Here is a 16,583-nt window from a genome sequence, read left to right as displayed (position 1 = left end):
CTCTCGAATCAGGAAGCCAGCAGGGTCGCGGAAGTGGCGGCCTGCAGCTCGTCAAAGGTAAGGCCCGGCGCCATCTCGACGACGCGCAGGCCATCCGGGGTGACGTCGAGTACGGCCAGGTCGGTATAGATGCGGTTCACGCAAGCCACGCCGGTGAGCGGATAGCTGCACTCGCGCACGATCTTGCTTTCGCCGGTTTTCGTCTGGTGGTCCATCATCACGTAGACCTTTTTGGCGCCGAGGGCCAGGTCCATCGCGCCGCCGACTGCCGGAATCGCGTCCGGCGCACCGGTGTGCCAGTTGGCCAGGTCGCCCTTTTCGGACACCTGGAAGGCGCCCAGCACGCAGATGTCGAGGTGGCCGCCACGCATCATGGCGAAGGAGTCGGCGTGGTGGAAATAGGCGCCACCCGTCAGGATCGTCACCGGCTGCTTGCCGGCGTTGATCAGGTCTTCGTCCTCTTCGCCGGGCGCAGGCGCGGGGCCCATGCCGAGCAGGCCGTTTTCACTGTGCAGGAAGACTTCGCGGTCTTTCGGCAGGAAGTTGGCCACCTTGGTCGGCAGGCCGATGCCGAGGTTGACGTAGGCGCCTTCAAAGATGTCCTGCGCCACCCGGGCGGCAATCTGGTCTCTCGTGTAGCGGTTCATGCTGCCTCCTTCACCACGCGCTGTACAAAAATGCCCGGCGTGACGATGTTTTCCGGGTCGAGTTCGCCGAGCGGCACGATCTCGCTCACTTGCGCGATGGCGACCTTGGCGGCCATCGCCATGATCGGGCCGAAGTTGCGCGCGGTCTTGCGGTAGACGAGGTTGCCCCAGCGGTCCCCTTTCAGGGCCTTGATGAGCGCGAAGTCGGCGTGGATCGGCGACTCGAGCACATAGTGGCGGCCGTCGATCAGGCGCGTCTCCTTGCCCTCGGCCAGCAGGGTGCCGTAGCCGGTCGGGGTGAAGAAGCCGCCGATGCCGGCGCCGGCGGCGCGGATGCGCTCGGCCAGGTTGCCCTGCGGGGTCAGCTCGAGCTCGATTTCGCCGGCGCGGTACAAGGCGTCGAAATGGTGCGAGTCGCTCTGGCGCGGGAAGGAGCAGATGATCTTGCGCACCCGCTTGGCAGCCAGCAGCGCGGCAAGGCCGGTATCGCCGTTGCCCGCATTGTTGTTCACGATGGTGAGCTCGCGCGCGCCCTGCTCGATCAGCGCGTCGATCAGTTGGGCCGGCATGCCGGCATTGCCGAAGCCGCCGATCATGACGGTCGCGCCGTCATGCACGTCGGCGACGGCACGTTGCAGCGATTCAAAGGTTTTATCGATCATGTGTCCACCTTGATGTGCACCGCACGAATCGTGCGTGACGCACTTGAAAGAATGTTGCAGTTGTTCGATAATCGAACTAATGGTTGATTACCGCCCAACCAGTGTAGTGGCACGCTGGCCGAAAGGTCAAGAAAAAAAGACCGACTCATAAATCCGACCCGGCGCACTCCCCTGCATTAAAATCCCGCCATGACAAAATCGACCATGCAATCAAACGAGCCCGACAGCCCTGAAGTCCCCGAAGAGCGCGAACCGACGATCGCCGAACAGATCGACGCGCTGACCGACCCCAGCTTCATGACCTCGCTGGCGCGCGGCCTGGCCGTGGTGCAGGCCTTCAGCGACTCGCGCAAGCCGCAAACCATCGCGCAGATCAGCCAGAAGACCGGCATCCCGCGCGCCGCCGTGCGCCGTTGCCTGTTCACACTGCAGCAGCTCGGCTATGTCGAGGCCGAACTGAACAATTTCTCGCTGCGTCCGAAGGTACTGACACTAGGTTACTCCTACCTGTCGTCCACACCGCTCACGGTCTCCAGCCAGCCCTACCTGAACGGCATCAGCGCGCAGCTCGGCGAATCCTGTTCGCTGGCCGTGCTCGACGACGGCGAAGTGCTGTACGTGGCGCGCTCCGCCGCTTCGCGGGTGATGTCGGTGGCCCTGAACACGGGCAGCCGCCTGCCGGCCTACTGCACCTCGCTCGGCCGCGTGATGCTGGCGCACCTGGCGCCCGACGCGCTGGACGCGTATTTCGCAAAAGCCAGACTGAAACCCATGACCGACAAGACCGTCACCAGCCAGAAGCGCCTGCGCGAGATTCTGCTGCAAGTGCGCCAGGACGGCTATGCGATCAACGACGAGGAACTGGAGCTGGGCCTGCGCTCGATCGCGGTACCGGTGCGCGGCGCCTCGGGCCAGGTGCTGGCCGCGCTGAACGTCGGCGCCCAGGCCAGCCGCGTCAGCGCCGACAGGATGCGCGAAGAATTCCTGCCGGTGCTGCAGAGGGGTGCGCAGGAATTGGCGGTGCTGCTGCCGTAGAGACTCGTCCGGATGACTACTAACCGCTGCGCACCGTAGGGTGGGCTCTCCGAGCCCACGCGTGATACGTGCCTGCTCCGTTATCGTGCTCGACGATCTCGCCGTCGCGTATCACCGCGTGGGCACGGAGTGCCCACCCTACGAATCTACGTTACGCACCAGCCAGCGATGATCAGAAGTGGTGGCGCAGGCCGACCATCACGCCATTCTGACCGAGGCCGGCGCCAACGGTTCCACCCGCATCCAGCGCCACCGCCGACGCGCCCTTGTTATCCATGCGGCCGACAGCCGTATAGACGAAGGTCCGCTTCGACATCGCATAGGTCAGGCGCGCAACATACATGTCGACGTCGTTGGCCGAGTTCTTGGTCTCGCGCCGTGCGACCTGGGCGTCGACGACGAAGGCGCCGATCGGGTGGCTGACGCCGAGGTAGTACAGGTCGGAATCGGTGCGGCCCGTGGCGGCGTTCGTCTCGCGGTCGACCACGCCCCCGCCCAGCTTGGTCGGGCCGAACATCACATAGCCGTTGACGGTTTTGCGGATGTCGGTGTTGGCGCTGCTGGTCAGGCCGCCGGCCGCGCCGACATTGCCGTTCATGCGGTCATAGGAGGCATTCAGGCCCCAGGCTTTCGTCTCGTAGCCGACCAGGCCGGTGTACTGGCGGCAGGCGCGCGAGTCGCCCGCCACTTCGCCGGCGCAGTTGGTGGCGGCTGGTCCGCCGGCGGCCGAGGCATCGCGCCCGAAGCTGTAGGTTGCGCCCAGCACGAAGCCGCCGAAATTGCCCATGTAGCCGATCGCATTGTCGCTGCGCGCGTTCGGCAGGTAGGGATCGATGCTGCCGATGGCGAACAGGTGCGGTCCCAGCACGTCGGTCTTCAGGCCCGAGATATAGGTCATGTTCAGCTGGCGGCCGATCGTGACCGTACCCCACGCACCCTTGATGCCCACGTTGGCCTGGCGCCCGAACAGGCGGCCGCCCTGCTGCTGGGTGCCGGTGTCGAGGGCCAGGCCGTTTTCCAGCACGAAGAAGGCCTGCAGGCCGCCGCCGAGGTCCTCGGTGCCGCGGAAACCGATGCGCGACGGGAAGGAACTGGTGAGCGACGGCACCTTGGTGATCGAGTCGCCCGCACTATTCACGTTGGTCAGATGTGCAACGCCGCTGTCGACGATACCGTAGATCTGGACTGCGGTCTGTGCCTGGGCTGCGGACGCGGCCAGGCCGCACATCAGCGCGACGGCGCTGCAGATGGTGTTCTTCATATTGTCTCCGTGTTTTATAAGATGTGTTCGATTATCGAACAAGAGGTTGTTAATCGAACACAAAGCCGATACTATGGTTCTCACGAAAGCTTGTCAACAATATGCGCATGCAGGCTATGATGCAGTGGTGATAACGACACGCTTCCGACAAGACCAACCACAGGAGACACGCATGAAATTCACGACGATTGCCGCGGCCTTTGCCACCACCGCCCTGTTCGCCTTTGCGCCCGGCGCGCAGGCCCAGGACACCATCAAGGTCGGCGTGATCGCCGCCTTCTCCGGCCCCTTCGCCGACTACGGCAAGCAGATGGAGGGCGGCATCAAGGCCTGGATGGCACAGCACGGCGATACCGTGGCCGGCAAGAAGATCCAGATCATCTACAAGGACACCACCGGCCCGGCGCCGGAAGTGGCCAAGCGCCTGGCGCAGGAACTGGTGGTGCGCGACAAGGTCGACTTCCTGGCCGGCTTCGGCCTCACGCCGGAAGCGCTGGCCGTCGCCCCGATCGCCCAGCAGGCGAAAAAGCCGATGATCATCATGAACGCGGCCACCTCCGTCATCACCACGAAGTCCGACTACATCGCGCGCTTCTCGATGACCCTGCCGCAGATCTCGGCGCCGATGGCCGACTGGGCGGTCAAGAACAAGATCAAGACCGTCGCTACTGTCGTCGCCGACTACGGTCCCGGCATCGATGCCGAAAAGGCCTTCAGCGAGCGCCTGGTGAAGAACGGCGGCACGGTGGCGGAAGCGATCCGCGTCCCGCTGCGCAACCCGGAATTCGCGCCCTTCATCCAGCGCATCAAGGACGCCAAGCCGGACGCCGTGTTCGTCTTCGTGCCCGCCGGCGAGCAGAGCATCGCCTTCATGAAGGGTTACCGCGAGCGCGGCCTGGCTGCCGCCGGCATCAAGGTCATCGCCACCGGCGACCTGACCGACGACCACGTGCTGCCGGCCATGGGCGACGCCACCCAGGGCGTGATCACCACCTTCCACTACTCGGCCGCGCATAAATCGCCGGAGAACGACGCCTTCCTGAAAAGCTTTGCCGCGGCCAATCCGCAGGGCGGCCGACCGAACTTCATGGCCGTCGCCGCGTATGACGGCATGAACGCGATCTACCAGGTCAGCCAGAAACTGAACGGCAAGATCGACGGCGACAAGGCGATGGAGGTGCTGAAGGGCATGAAGATCCAGAGCCCGCGCGGCCCGATCAGCATCGACCCGGCCACGCGCGACGTGGTGCAAACGGTGTACGTGCGCAAGGTCGAGAACGTCAACGGGCAGCCCTACAACGTCGAGTTCGACCAGTTCACGAACCAGAAAGATCCAGGGAAATAAACCCTCGGAATGCTCGCCCGGCCTGTCCCGCACAGGCCGGTGTCGGATGTAAAGATACGTAAATACCGCGCCGGGAGTGCGGCGCCACGCTAGCCCCGCCCCCCAGCCGGCAGGGGCATCAGCCGGGCAATTTCCGGCTGCCTCACCTTGCTTGACATCCTTTTTTCGCTACCGATACTGAACCCATTCAACGTTTTCCTCGTTCGGTTTCGTGTCTTTCCCTCTGCCCTTTCACTGCTGCCGCCCATCCCGGCCGGTACGCCTCTGATCCTTTTCCCTCATGCATGGGTGTAGGGTGCGCCCCGCGCGCGCGTTGAATGTTTGTTTTTTTCAGGAGTCACCAGATGAGAAAGCACCTTCTGTCGGCGCTCGCGCCATTCGGTTTATCTCTGCTTGCAACTACCGCCCATGCGGACACCGTGACGGCGCGTCAACCAGCGCGCGCCCCCCATCCGGACAACGTATTCACACGCATGTATCCCGGCCTGCCCTCCTTCGCGCCGCAGACCGGTACGGCGCGCGCGGCGCTGCAGCGCATGGGCGCACGCAACGACCTGATCGACGCCGGCGACAAGCTCACCGACCCGGTCCAGTCGATCCTCAATCCATCCGTGTTCAGCCCGAACAATCCGGACAACCCGAACATGACCGCGGGAATGACCTTCCTGGGCCAGTTCCTCGACCACGACATCACCTTCGACAAGAAGTCGATCCTGAACGCGAACGCCTCGCCGATGCAGACGGTGAACTTCCGCACCGCGGCCTTCGACCTCGATTCGGTCTACGGCAACGGGCCGGCGGGCTCGCCCGAACTGTACGACACGGGTTCCGGCCGCATCAAATTCCGGCTCGAGCGCATCCCGGGTTCCGAGGCCGTGTCCCGCCATGGCGCGGTGCGCAACGACCTGCCGCGCGACCGCGCGGGCAATGCCATCGTGGCCGAAAGCCGCAACGACGAGAACCTCGTCATCTCGCAGATGCAGGTTGCCCTGCTCTCCTTCCATAACCGGATCACCGATTTCCTGGCGGCCCAGCCGGCCTACAGCGGGGCCCCGGCCGAGCGCATCTTCGCCGACGCGCGCCGTCTCGTGACCTGGCACTACCAGTGGATCATCCTGCATGAGTTCCTGCCGCTGACGATCGGCCAGGAGCGGCTCGATGCGATCCTGCGCGACGGCCTGCAGTACTACCGGCCGCAGGACGCCGTGAACCGCTTCAGGATGGGCGACGGCCACGAGATGCCGCGCATCCCGATCGAATTCAATGCCGCCGTGTACCGCTTCGGGCACTCGCAGGTGCGCCCCAGCTACCGCGCCAATTTCGGCCCCACCGGCGGCACACCCTTCTTCGCCTTCATCTTCGACGACACGGAAAATCCGGCGGCGCCCGATCCGAACGACCTGCGCGGCGGCAAGCGGGCGGCGCGCCGCTTCATCGACTGGCAGACCTTCTTCGATTTCGGCGACGGCAACATGCGTCCGAACAAGCGCATCGATACCAGGCTGTCGTCGCCGCTGATGAATTTGCCGGGCTCGCGCGCGCCCTCGCCGGGCCTGCCGAACGACGGCGTCCAGGCACTGCCGGCCCGCACCCTGAGCCGCCACATCAATTTCGGCATCCCGTCCGGCCAGGCCATCGCGCGCAGCATGCACATGCCGGTGCTGGCGCCGAGCCAGCTGAGCGAGCTCGCTCCCTACGCGCTCGATCCACGCACCACGCTGGCCAGCTCCACGCCGCTGTTCTTCTACATCCTGAAGGAAGCCGAGGTGATGGAACACGGCCTGCGCCTCGGACCGGTCGGCGCGCGCATCGTCGGCGAAGTCTTCGTCGGCCTGCTCAGGGAAGACCCCGGGTCCTGGCTGCGCGCCGCGCCGCAGTGGAAACCCACGCTGCCCACGAGCCACCCCGGCGACTTCCGCATGGCCGACCTGCTGCAGTTCGCGGGCGTGGTGGCGCCGCTGTAGGCGCTTCTACACCTGACCCTCAGAAACCGAGCACGAAGCGGGCGCCGCCCGTCACGGGACGCACGTGGCGGACGGTGCCCCCATTCGCATGCACCAGCTGGCGCACCAGCGCCAGCCCGATCCCGCGCCCGCCCTTCCGGGTGGTGAAGAAGGGCGTGAAAATGTGCGGCAGCAGTTCTTCCGGCACGCCGGGACCGTTGTCGCTGACCTCGATGCGCAGCCGCGCGCCGCGCACCAGGCGCGCGTGCACGGTGGCGCGCGGCGCCGCCAGGCCCGCGGTCGCTTCAAACGCGTTCTTCAACAGGTTGATCAGGGCCTGTTCGAGCTGGCCCGCATCGGCCACCAGCGCCAGCGAGTCCGGCTCGACCAGGATGCGCAGCTCGCCGCCGCGTGCGCGCCAGGCCGGTTCGACCAGCATCGACACGCGCGCCAGCAGCTGTTTGAGCGCGACCTGCTCCGGCACCGGTTCCGGCATGCTGGACAGGCTGCGGTAGCTGCCGACGAAATCGGCAAGGCTGGTGGCGCGGCGCGCGATGGCGTCGAGCGCCGCGCCCAGGTCGGCGGCGAGTTCGGCTTCAACTTCGCCCTCGAGCTGCGGCTGGAGTTCCGCCAGCATGCCCTGCGCCGTGTTCGACAGCGAGGCCACCGGCGTGAGCGAATTCATGATCTCGTGGGTCAGCACCTGCACCAGCTGGCGCCAGGCGTTCAGGGTTTCGGATTCGAGTTCGCTTTCGACCGGGAGCAGCGCGGCAATGCGCTGCGCCTTGCCCTGCACCGTCAGCGAGGACATCGCCACCATGGCGCGTTCAACGCCGCGTTCGGTGTCGAAGGCGAGCAGCGCGCGGCCGCTCGCCGGCTGCGCGGCCAGCTGCGAGCAAAGTGCCGCGCGATCTGTCACGCGCCCGGGCGCGAGCAGCTGGCGCGCGCTGGCATTCAGGGGCGCGGCCTCGCCTGCGCAAGTGGAGGGATCGAGCAGGAACAGTGCGACAGGCGCATGTTCGAGCCGTGCCTCCAGCACCAGTGCGTCGTCCGCTCGCCGCAGCATCGGCGGATCTGCCTGGGCCATTTGCGCCGGCGGCGGCGCCATGCGAGACAGCGCGCGCCATACGAGCCAGGCGGGGACGAGCGCCGCCAGCGCGCACGTGACCTGCAGGCGCGGCGAGCCCGCCGCGGCCCCGGCAGCGGCCGCCAGCGCCATCAACGCGGCCACACCGGCAAGGGCTCCGCGCCGCAGCGAAGCGCTAGAGGCCATGCTTCTCGAGCTTGCGGTACAGGGCGGCGCGGCTCAGGCCGAGCCGGCGCGCGGCCTCGCTGATATTGCCCTTCGCCTGGGCCAGTGCGGCGGCGATCGCGCCGCGCTCGACTTCGCCCAGGGTCTGGTCATCGAGCGCGGGAGCGGCCAGCGCGGACGGCGCGACGGCCGGCGTGCCCAGGCCGAAGTCCCCGGTCTCGTAGGCCGCGCCCGCCGCCAGGATCACGGCCCGTTCGCAGGCGTGGCGCAGCGCGCGGACGTTGCCCGGCCACTGCCATGCGAGCAGCGCCGCCTGTGCCGCGTTCGACAGCGCGCGCGCCGGCCGCGCGTACTGCGCTTCGTAGTGCGCCAGGTAGTGGCGCAGCAGGCCGGGGATGTCGCCGCGGCGCTCGCGCAGCGGGGGCACCCGGATCACGATGGTATTCAGGCGAAACAGCAGGTCGGGACGGAACACGCCCGGGTCGAACAGGCTCGCTTCATCGAGATTGGTGGCGCTGACGATGCGCACGTCGACCGCCTGCGGCCGGTCGGCGCCGAGCGGCGTCACTTCGCGCCGCTCCAGCGCGGCGAGCAGCTTGGCCTGCGCCGCCAAGGGCATGTTCCCGACCTCGTCGAGGAACAGCGTGCCGCCGCGCGCGGCCTGGAAGCGGCCGTCGCGGTCCGCCTTCGCATCGGTGAACGAACCCTTGCGGTGGCCGAACAGTTCGCTCTCGAAGGTCGCTTCCGGCAGCGCGCCCATGTCCACGGCGAGGAAGGCGGCGCCGGCGCGTTTCGACGCGGCGTGGATGGCGCGCGCCACCAGCTCCTTGCCGACACCGTTCTCGCCCAGCACCAGCACGTTCGCCTCGGTGGGACCGACACTCGCCACCATCGCCCTGACTGCCGCCATGGCGGGCGACTCGCCCATCAGGATCGACGCGGCGCCGGCAACGCAGGCCGTGCTACGGCGCGCCAGGGCGGCATCGACGGCGGCCAGCAGGCGCGCATTGTCCCAGGGTTTGGTGATGAAGTCGCCCGCGCCGCGCTTGAGCGCCTCCACCGCCAGCGGCACGTCGGCGTAGGCCGTCAGGGCGATCACGGCCGGCGGCCGCGGTTGCCGGCGCAGCAGGTCGAGCACGGCGAGGCCTTCGGCGCCGTCCGTGCGTCCCGGCGTAAAGTTCAGGTCGAGCAGGACCACGTCGGGCACACCCTGCGCCAGGGCCAGCGCCAGCCGCGCAGGGTCCTGCAGCACCGTGACTTCGCCATGGCGGCGGCGCAGCAGCATCCGCGCGGCGAAGGCCACGTCGGCGTCGTCGTCGAGGATCAGGATGCGGGCGGTGGTCGGGTCCATGGCGGCCTGGCTGGGTTGAAGTCCGGGGCATTCTAGCAGCGAAGATGAGATGGCGAAATCACAAATTCGCCGTGCCCGCACACCTGTCCGGATATGAACACCTGCCCTGTCCGGGAGCGGACAGGCTGACTGCAAAAGGGGGGCAAAAAGGGCTTGGGGCCGCCATGGCACGGCGCTTGCAATGACAGGTCCTGTCACCACTCTCCGGGCCCCTCATGTCGCTGCAATCGCTTCCCACTCCGGCCACCGGCGCCGCCATGGACACCATCGTTCCGCGCAAACGCGGCAAGGCGATCCTGCTCTGCGCGCTGGCTGCCGTCCTGCTGCTCGCCGGCGGCGCCTGGCTCTGGCACCAGGTTCCACGCGGACTGCGCGTGGAACGGGCCGAGCTCGCGATCGCAAGCGTGCAGCAAGGCGTATTTCGCGACGAACTCGTGGTGCGCGCGAACGCCGCGCCGCTCGACTCCGTCATCCTCGATTCGGTGGAATCGGGCCGCATCGAGGAAGTGTTCGTGCGTGACGGCGAGCTGGTGAAAAAGGGGCAGCTCCTGTTCCGCATCGCCAACCCGCAGCGCAACCTGGAACTGCTGGCGCGCCAGGCCGAACAGGCGCAGCAGCTCTACAACCTGGCCAACCTGCGCCTGGCCCAGGAAAGCGACCGCGCCACCCGTCAGCGCCGCCTCGACGAACTGGCCTTCAACCTGGAGCAGGCACGCAAGCGCCATGCGCGCAACGAGCGGCTGGCGGCGCAGGGCTTCATCTCCGCCGTGGCGCTGGAAGAGTCGCGCGACGCCTTCGACAAGGAAGCACGTGCGATCGAACTGGAACAGCGCAGCGCCGCCGCCGACAGCCGCGTGCGCACACCCGCCCTGACGCAGCTGGAAAAGGCAATCGGCGGACTCGATACCGGCCTGCAGCTGGTGCAGGCGACCGTCGACGCGCTGGTGGTACGCGCACCGAGCACGGGCCGCCTGACGGACTTCCGGATGCAGGTCGGCGAGTCGATCGCGACCGGCAGGAACGTCGGCCGCATCGACGACCCGAGCCGCTTCAAGCTCGCCGCGCGCATCGACGAGTTCTACCTGAACCGGGTGGCGATCGGACGCACGGGCGCGGTCGACTACGAGGGACGGCGCTATCCGGTGCGGATCTCCGGCGTCTACCCGCAGATCAAGGAAGGCCGCTTTCTCGCCGAATTGCTGTTCACGGACGCGCAACCCCCTGCCCTGCGCCCCGGCCAGAGCCTGGACGCCCAGCTCACCCTGGGTGATCCGGCGCGCGCCCTGCTGCTCCCGGGCGGCGCCTGGGCCGGCGACAGCGGCGGCGCCTGGGTCTACGTGGTCGACGCAAGCGGCCGCACGGCCCGGCGGCGCGAGGTGCGCACCGGCCGGCGCAGCAACGCCCAGGTCGAGGTGCTGGCCGGCCTGCAAGCGGGCGAACGGGTCATCGTCTCCAGCTATGCGGCCTTCGGACAGTCGACCGCGCTCAGCATTTCGCAGTAATCTCTCACCCAAGGAAAACAAGGAAAGTCATGCTCAAACTTTCAGGCATCAGCAAGACCCATGTGGCAGGCGAAGTCCACACCATGGCGCTCGACCGGATCGATCTCGAGATCGAGGCCGGCGAATACGTCGCCATCACCGGCCCCTCGGGCTGCGGCAAATCCACCCTGCTGGGCCTGCTCGGCCTGCTCGACGTGCCCAGTACCGGCGACTACTGGTTCGACGGCGAGAACGTGGCCGGGTGGAGCGAGGCGCGCCTGAACCGCCTGCGGCGCGGGCGCATCGGCTTCATCTTCCAGAGTTTTAACCTGATCGACGAACTGAACGTGTTCGAAAACGTGGAGCTGGCGCTCGAGTACACGGGCATGGGCGCCTCCGAGCGGCGCGAGCGGGTCGGCGCCATGCTCGACAAGCTCGGCGTGGCGCACCGCGCGCGCCACAAGCCATCGCAGCTCTCGGGCGGCCAGCAGCAGCGCGTGGCGATCGCCCGCGCGCTGGTGGCCGGTCCCGCCCTGCTGCTGGCGGACGAACCGACCGGCAACCTCGACACGGCCCACGGCGACGAAGTGATGCGCATGCTGCGCACGATTAACGCCGAGGGCACGACGGTCGTGATGGTCACCCACTCGCCGGCACACGCGGCCCAGGCCTCGCGCACGCTGAATTTGCTGGACGGCCGCATCGTCATCGACGCGCTGAGGGCCGCATGAGGATCAAACTTAACTTCGCGCGCGACTTCCGCATCGGCTGGCGCCAGCTGCTGCAGGAACCCGGCTATTCGGCCGTTACCGTACTCGGCCTGGCCGTCGCCTGCGCCGCCTGCTTCCTGCTGCTCGGCTTCGTCGCCTACTGCCTGAACTACAACAGCCATGTGCCGGACGGCGAACGGGTCTATGTCGTCAAACAGCGCATCAATTTCTTCCCGCGCCCGGACTGGAACACGCGCGCCACGCTGTCGCTACGCGACACGGCGCTCGCCAGCGGCGCGGTCGAGCAGGCCTCGATCGCACGCCAGGTCCAGCAGCCGCTGCGCGCCGGCGACCAGCTGCACGAAGTCAGGATGTTCGCGGTCGACCCGGACTTCGGCCCCATCTTCGGCATCGTGCCGCTCAGCGGAGACTTGAAGGCGGCATTGACCCGGCCCGACGGCCTGGCGCTCACGCGCGAGACCGCGCTGCGCCTGTTCGGCCAGGCCGAGGTGGTCGGCAGGACGGTGGGCGTCGGCCAGGAGCTGCTGCAGGTGCTGGCCGTGCTTCCCGACCTGCCGGCGAACACCACGGTGCGCTGGCAAGCGCTGGGCAGCCCGCTCAGCCGCGCACTGAAGCCGGAAGACCGCAACCTGCACCCTTCCGACCAGGAGCGCGGGCAGATCTTCCTCAAGCTGCGTCCCGGCGCCGGCAGCGTCCGGCTCACCGCACTGCTGCAGGACGCGGTGGAAGCATCGCCCGTCAACCAGCGCTTCCGCACTGGACCGATGGGCCGCTCGCTGACCGGCCATGGCGTCGATATCAGGCTGGCGGCGATGCCGGATGCGTATTTCGACGCGGATCTCGCCAGCGGCCGCGACAAGCGCAACTACGGCCAGCGCGACAGTACCCTGGCCCTGGCCGGCGTCGCCCTGCTGATCCTGGCCCTCGCCATGACCAACTGGATCAATCTCGCCACCGTGCGCACGCTGCGGCGCCAGCGCGAGATCGGCATGCGCAAGGTGCTGGGGGCGAGCGCAGCGCGCGTGGCCGGCCAGTTCCTGGCCGAGTCGGTGCTGGTCGCCCTGATCGCAACCTGCGCCGGCATCCTGCTGGCCTGGCTGCTGCAGCCGCTGTTCGCCGACCTGGTGGACCGCAAGCTGGAAGGCTTCTTCACGCCCGGCCGGCTGGCGCTGGCGCTGGGCCTGGGCGTGCTGGCCGGCCTGGCGGCCGGGGCGTACCCGGCGTGGACGGCCTTGCGGGTGCACGCGTCCACCGTCCTGGCGGGACGCGACAGCAGCAGCGAGACGACGACCAACCTGTGGCTGCGGCGTGCCCTGACGGTGCTGCAGTTCGCCACCGCGATGGCGCTGGCCGGCGTCACCGTGGCAGTGGGCTGGCAGACCTGGTATGCGACGAGCGCCGATCCCGGCTTCGATCCGGCCGGGCTGACGCTGCTGGAGATGCCGCTGGCGAAGGACGAACAGGTGCAGGGCTTCGTGCGCGCGGTGGCGCGGGTGCCCGGCATCGAAGGCGCTGCGGTATCGGCCGAAGCGATCGGGCGCGACGCCAACAAGATCACCGGCGGCTTCGCCACGCCTGGCGGGCAGGAAATGCCGATGGAGATCAAGCGCGTGTCGCCCGAATTCTTCGACCTGTACCGCATCCGCCCCGTCGCCGGACGCCTGTTCAGCGCCGAACGCGACCAGCCCAAGGCCAGGGTGGCGCTGCTGAACATGGCGGCGGTGCGGGCGCTGGGGTATCGCACGGCGGAAGAAGTGGTCGGCAAGCTTCCGTTCGCAGCGGGTCCCGACGGCTTCGACCTGACCATCGTCGGGGTGGCGCCGGACGTACGGCACCAGTCGATGCGCGAGCGCCCGGGACCGATCGTCTACTTCCTCACCGACTCGGACGGCGTCGTCACGGTGCGCAGCTCGCTCGACCAGCAAACCCTGGCGCACGCCATCGGCCCGACCTGGCGCCAGTACTTCCCGAACGGGATGATGTACATGAAAAGCGCGGCCAGCATCTTCGGCGACAGCTACCGCCAGGACCTGCGCATGGTGAAGATCCTCGGCGCCGCCAGCCTGGTGGCGCTGGCCCTGGCCGCCTTCGGCATCTATGTGCTGTCGGCCTACACCGTGCAGCGCAGCCGGCGCGAGATCGTGATCCGCAAGCTGTACGGGGCCAGCGACGGCGCCATCGCGCGCCGCCTGGGACGCGAGTTCGGGCTGACGGTGGCGGTGGCCGGATTGATCGGACTGCCTGCGGCGGCGCTGGCGATCCGCACCTACCTGGACGGCTTTGCCGAACATGCGCCGCTGGGACAGTGGCCGCTGGTGGCGGCGGTGGCGCTGGCGCTGCTGGCGGCACTGGCGGCGACGGCAAGGCATACGGCGGTGGCCATGCGTATGAGTCCGGTGCAGGCGCTGCGCAGCTAGTCCTGTTGCAGCGCGGCGTACCAGGCTGCATACGGCGTGTTGGCGGCGAGCTTGCGGTTGTAGTCCGGCGCGCCGTCGTTCCACCACACGGGGCCGCGCTCGCCGAGCGCGCGCTTGGCCTCGTCGACGGCCGCGCGGGCGCTGCGCTCGGCTTCGCGGTCCCCTGCCCGTTTGGCGGCGCCGACCTGGCGCCGCGCCGTCATGAGACGGTCGACCAGTGCTTGCCGTTTTTCCGGCGCGAGTGCCGGATTACTCGTGCGCCAGAGGCGGCCGCGCACCACGAAGTAGCGGCCGTCGGGAGTATCAGGGTATTTTTTCAAGTCGGGCATGGCCCGACTTTACCCGACGGTCCCCAGGGATGGCGTACGGCTTACTGGACGGTGACCTTCGCGTCCTTCACCAGCTTGGCGTAGCGCTCGGTGTCGGTCTTGATCTGGGCCGCCATCTGCGCGGCGCTGCCGCCGATCGGAACGGCGCCGATCTCTTCCATCCGCTTCTGGAATTCGGGCGATTTCACGATGCTGACGACCTCGGTGTTGAGGCGCGCCAGCACGTCTTTCGGCGTCGCCGCCGGCGCCAGCAGGCCGAACCAGGTGCCCTGGTCGAAGCCCTTCAGGCCGGATTCGTCGAGCGTCGGCACCTCGGGCAGCGCGGCGGAGCGCTTGATGGTGGTGACCGCCAGGGCGCGCAGCTTGCCGGCCCGGATATGCGAGAGCACCGGCGTGACGGTGTCGAAGGACATGTCGATCTGGCCGCCCAGCAGGTCGATCGTCAGCGGACCGCTGCCTTTATAGGGCACGTGCACGATGTCGACGCCGCTGGCGAGGCTGAACTGGGCGCCGATCAGGTGCTGGCCGGTGCCGTTGCCGTTCGAACCGAAGCTCAACTTGCCCGGTGTTTTCTTCGCCAGCGCGACCAGCTCGGCGACGTTCTTCGCCGCGAGGTTCGGGTTCACCACCAGCACGTTCGGCACCATGGCCACCGTCGACACGGGCGCCAGGTCGCGCTGGAAGTCGTAGGGCAGCTTCTTGTAGACGCTGGTGGCGATCGTGTGATGGACGGCGCCGACCAGCAGCGTGTAGCCGTCCGGCTTCGCCTTGGCGACATAGTCGGCGCCGATGGTCGCGCCGGCGCCCGGCTTGTTCTCGATGATCACCGGCTGGCCCAGGCTTTTCGACAGTTCCTGGCCCAGCGTGCGCGCGATCGCATCGGTGGTACCGCCGGTCGCGAACGGGACGACGATGCTGATGGTTTTTGCAGGCCAGGCCTGGGCCATTGCGCTGGCGCCGCTTCCGAGTAACACGCCCAGCGCAAGGGCTTGGGCAATACGCTGGTACTGCCGGGGATGCTTTTGCATGCTCGTCTCCTGAAAAGTTATGGATTCGCTTCGTGGTCCCGGTTGCCGGGCTGGTAACGACGGGTCAGGAGCTGAATATACGGGTTGCGGGCACTCAAAGATGACGCTAAAGTTGAACCATTATTAAACTTGGATTAACAATGTCCACTCCCGTCAACGCCCAGTCCGAGATGGCCTTTTTCAGCCTGCTGGTGCGTGCCGGCAGCCTGTCGGCGGCGGCGCGCGAACTGAATGTCACGACGGCCGGGGTCAGCAAGCGCCTGTCGCAGATGGAGGCGCGCCTGGGCACCCGCCTGCTGCACCGGACCACGCGCCGCATCGGGCTCACGGCCGAGGGCGAGATCTACCTCGAACATTCGCGCCGCATCCTGGCCGACATCGAGGACATGGAGCAGATGATCACGAGCGCCGCCACGGCGCCCAAGGGCCTGCTGCGGGTGAACGCCACCCTCGGCTTCGGCCGCAGCCATATCGCGCCGCTGATCTCGGCCTTCCACAAGCGCCATCCGGACGTGCATGTCCAGTTGCAGCTGACCGTCAATCCGCCGACCCTGATCGAGGACGCCTGCGACGTCTGGATCCGCTTCGGCGAACCGCCCGACACCCGCGTCATCGCGCGCCGCCTGGCCTCGAACCGGCGCCTGATCTGCGCCGCCCCCGCCTATCTCGAACGCCATGGCACGCCGCGCGTACCGAACGATCTGACCCACCACAGCTGCATCGGCATCCGCCAGGGCGCGGAGGGATATGGCATCTGGCACCTGAGTTCCGGCCAGCGCACCGAGACGGTCAAGGTGCGCGGCGAACTGAGTACCAACGATGGCGAGATCGCCGTCAACTGGGCGCTCGAAGGGCACGGGCTGATCATGCGGGCGGAATGGGATATCGCGAAATACCTGCAGAGCGGACGCCTGCGCCAGGTGCTGGCGAACTGGGAGACGCCGGGCGCCGACATCTATGCGGTGTACCCGCACCAGCTGCAGACGGCGGCGCGGGTGCGTTCCTTCGTCGACTTCGTCGCCGCCGCGTTTTCGGCGGCGACGCCGATGGGACAGGAAGTGGCGCGCTGGCCGTCGAACGAGGCGAGCGGCGGCGCCTGAT

General features: G+C 67.7%; 14 protein-coding genes. 7 read left to right on the top strand and 7 right to left on the bottom strand.

The features are described from left to right. Nucleotides 1-8 precede the first annotated feature (8 nt). Nucleotides 9-647, bottom strand: a complete 639-nt coding sequence (locus ACI48I_RS07410; RefSeq protein WP_193685271.1) for a CoA transferase subunit B — start codon at nucleotides 645-647, stop codon at nucleotides 9-11. Continuing rightward, nucleotides 644-1,309: a 3-oxoacid CoA-transferase subunit A gene (locus tag ACI48I_RS07405; RefSeq protein WP_193685270.1), complete on the bottom strand. Its 666-nt coding sequence runs from the start codon at nucleotides 1,307-1,309 to the stop codon at nucleotides 644-646. Before ACI48I_RS07405 ends, ACI48I_RS07410 begins: the two co-directional genes overlap by 4 nt. A gap of 189 nt (nucleotides 1,310-1,498) precedes the next feature. Between ACI48I_RS07405 and ACI48I_RS07400 the strand changes: the two genes are divergently transcribed. Further along, the gene (locus ACI48I_RS07400) at nucleotides 1,499-2,344 is read left to right on the top strand and encodes an IclR family transcriptional regulator domain-containing protein (protein WP_193685269.1); all 846 of its coding nucleotides are present in this window, start codon (nucleotides 1,499-1,501) and stop codon (nucleotides 2,342-2,344) included. A 172-nt stretch (nucleotides 2,345-2,516) separates the two neighbouring features. On the opposite strand, the gene ACI48I_RS07395 is transcribed toward ACI48I_RS07400, so the two are convergent. Then, entirely contained in the window at nucleotides 2,517-3,605 is a 1,089-nt protein-coding gene (locus ACI48I_RS07395) for a porin (protein ID WP_193685268.1), read from the bottom strand. A gap of 172 nt (nucleotides 3,606-3,777) precedes the next feature. Between ACI48I_RS07395 and ACI48I_RS07390 the strand changes: the two genes are divergently transcribed. Together ACI48I_RS07390 and ACI48I_RS07385 are read left to right on the top strand one after the other, a co-directional pair. Next, nucleotides 3,778-4,950, top strand: a complete 1,173-nt coding sequence (locus ACI48I_RS07390; protein ID WP_498573774.1) for an ABC transporter substrate-binding protein — start codon at nucleotides 3,778-3,780, stop codon at nucleotides 4,948-4,950. A 344-nt stretch (nucleotides 4,951-5,294) separates the two neighbouring features. Then, nucleotides 5,295-6,914, top strand: a complete 1,620-nt coding sequence (locus tag ACI48I_RS07385; protein WP_498573773.1) for a peroxidase family protein — start codon at nucleotides 5,295-5,297, stop codon at nucleotides 6,912-6,914. A gap of 19 nt (nucleotides 6,915-6,933) precedes the next feature. On the opposite strand, the gene ACI48I_RS07380 is transcribed toward ACI48I_RS07385, so the two are convergent. Further along, nucleotides 6,934-8,166, bottom strand: coding sequence for a sensor histidine kinase (locus ACI48I_RS07380; protein ID WP_498573772.1), 1,233 nt, complete (start codon nucleotides 8,164-8,166; stop codon nucleotides 6,934-6,936). Then, nucleotides 8,156-9,496, bottom strand: a complete 1,341-nt coding sequence (locus tag ACI48I_RS07375) for a sigma-54-dependent transcriptional regulator (RefSeq protein WP_498573771.1) — start codon at nucleotides 9,494-9,496, stop codon at nucleotides 8,156-8,158. Before ACI48I_RS07375 ends, ACI48I_RS07380 begins: the two co-directional genes overlap by 11 nt. Nucleotides 9,497-9,753: 257 nt before the next feature. On the opposite strand from ACI48I_RS07375, the gene ACI48I_RS07370 reads away from it, so the two are divergent. From ACI48I_RS07370 to ACI48I_RS07360, 3 genes are read left to right on the top strand one after another with little or no spacing between them, the layout of a single operon-like run. Then, on the top strand, nucleotides 9,754-10,998 hold the full coding sequence (locus tag ACI48I_RS07370) for an efflux RND transporter periplasmic adaptor subunit (RefSeq protein ID WP_498573770.1): 1,245 nt from the start codon (nucleotides 9,754-9,756) through the stop codon (nucleotides 10,996-10,998). A gap of 29 nt (nucleotides 10,999-11,027) precedes the next feature. After that, nucleotides 11,028-11,708: an ABC transporter ATP-binding protein gene (locus tag ACI48I_RS07365; RefSeq protein WP_498573769.1), complete on the top strand. Its 681-nt coding sequence runs from the start codon at nucleotides 11,028-11,030 to the stop codon at nucleotides 11,706-11,708. Beyond that, the gene (locus tag ACI48I_RS07360) at nucleotides 11,705-14,125 is read left to right on the top strand and encodes an ABC transporter permease (protein ID WP_498573768.1); all 2,421 of its coding nucleotides are present in this window, start codon (nucleotides 11,705-11,707) and stop codon (nucleotides 14,123-14,125) included. Before ACI48I_RS07365 ends, ACI48I_RS07360 begins: the two co-directional genes overlap by 4 nt. Here the strand turns inward: ACI48I_RS07360 and ACI48I_RS07355 are convergent. Both ACI48I_RS07355 and ACI48I_RS07350 read right to left on the bottom strand, forming a co-directional pair. Then, nucleotides 14,122-14,454: a VOC family protein gene (locus tag ACI48I_RS07355; RefSeq protein ID WP_193685260.1), complete on the bottom strand. Its 333-nt coding sequence runs from the start codon at nucleotides 14,452-14,454 to the stop codon at nucleotides 14,122-14,124. The genes ACI48I_RS07360 and ACI48I_RS07355 overlap by 4 nt on opposite strands. A 41-nt stretch (nucleotides 14,455-14,495) precedes the next feature. Continuing rightward, nucleotides 14,496-15,482, bottom strand: coding sequence for a Bug family tripartite tricarboxylate transporter substrate binding protein (locus ACI48I_RS07350; RefSeq protein WP_498573767.1), 987 nt, complete (start codon nucleotides 15,480-15,482; stop codon nucleotides 14,496-14,498). A gap of 140 nt (nucleotides 15,483-15,622) precedes the next feature. Here ACI48I_RS07350 and ACI48I_RS07345 point away from each other — a divergent pair, with 140 nt between their 5' ends. After that, nucleotides 15,623-16,582 (top strand): LysR family transcriptional regulator, encoded by a 960-nt coding sequence (locus ACI48I_RS07345; RefSeq protein ID WP_498573766.1) that lies wholly within the window; start codon nucleotides 15,623-15,625, stop codon nucleotides 16,580-16,582. Nucleotide 16,583: the final 1 nt, after the last annotated feature.

This window comes from Massilia sp. LXY-5 (assembly GCF_059801075.1).
This window is presented reverse-complemented; position numbering and strand designations above follow the sequence as displayed.

Coding starts and splice junctions, on each gene's coding strand:
- ACI48I_RS07350 (WP_498573767.1), bottom strand. CDS start 15,482: ATGCAAAAGCATCCCCGGCAGTACCAGCGTATTGCCCAAGCCCTTGCG.
- ACI48I_RS07410 (WP_193685271.1), bottom strand. CDS start 647: ATGAACCGCTACACGAGAGACCAGATTGCCGCCCGGGTGGCGCAGGAC.
- ACI48I_RS07385 (WP_498573773.1), top strand. CDS start 5,295: ATGAGAAAGCACCTTCTGTCGGCGCTCGCGCCATTCGGTTTATCTCTG.
- ACI48I_RS07365 (WP_498573769.1), top strand. CDS start 11,028: ATGCTCAAACTTTCAGGCATCAGCAAGACCCATGTGGCAGGCGAAGTC.
- ACI48I_RS07405 (WP_193685270.1), bottom strand. CDS start 1,309: ATGATCGATAAAACCTTTGAATCGCTGCAACGTGCCGTCGCCGACGTG.
- ACI48I_RS07345 (WP_498573766.1), top strand. CDS start 15,623: ATGTCCACTCCCGTCAACGCCCAGTCCGAGATGGCCTTTTTCAGCCTG.
- ACI48I_RS07370 (WP_498573770.1), top strand. CDS start 9,754: ATGGACACCATCGTTCCGCGCAAACGCGGCAAGGCGATCCTGCTCTGC.
- ACI48I_RS07395 (WP_193685268.1), bottom strand. CDS start 3,605: ATGAAGAACACCATCTGCAGCGCCGTCGCGCTGATGTGCGGCCTGGCC.
- ACI48I_RS07390 (WP_498573774.1), top strand. CDS start 3,778: ATGAAATTCACGACGATTGCCGCGGCCTTTGCCACCACCGCCCTGTTC.
- ACI48I_RS07355 (WP_193685260.1), bottom strand. CDS start 14,454: ATGCCCGACTTGAAAAAATACCCTGATACTCCCGACGGCCGCTACTTC.
- ACI48I_RS07375 (WP_498573771.1), bottom strand. CDS start 9,496: ATGGACCCGACCACCGCCCGCATCCTGATCCTCGACGACGACGCCGAC.
- ACI48I_RS07400 (WP_193685269.1), top strand. CDS start 1,499: ATGACAAAATCGACCATGCAATCAAACGAGCCCGACAGCCCTGAAGTC.
- ACI48I_RS07360 (WP_498573768.1), top strand. CDS start 11,705: ATGAGGATCAAACTTAACTTCGCGCGCGACTTCCGCATCGGCTGGCGC.
- ACI48I_RS07380 (WP_498573772.1), bottom strand. CDS start 8,166: ATGGCCTCTAGCGCTTCGCTGCGGCGCGGAGCCCTTGCCGGTGTGGCC.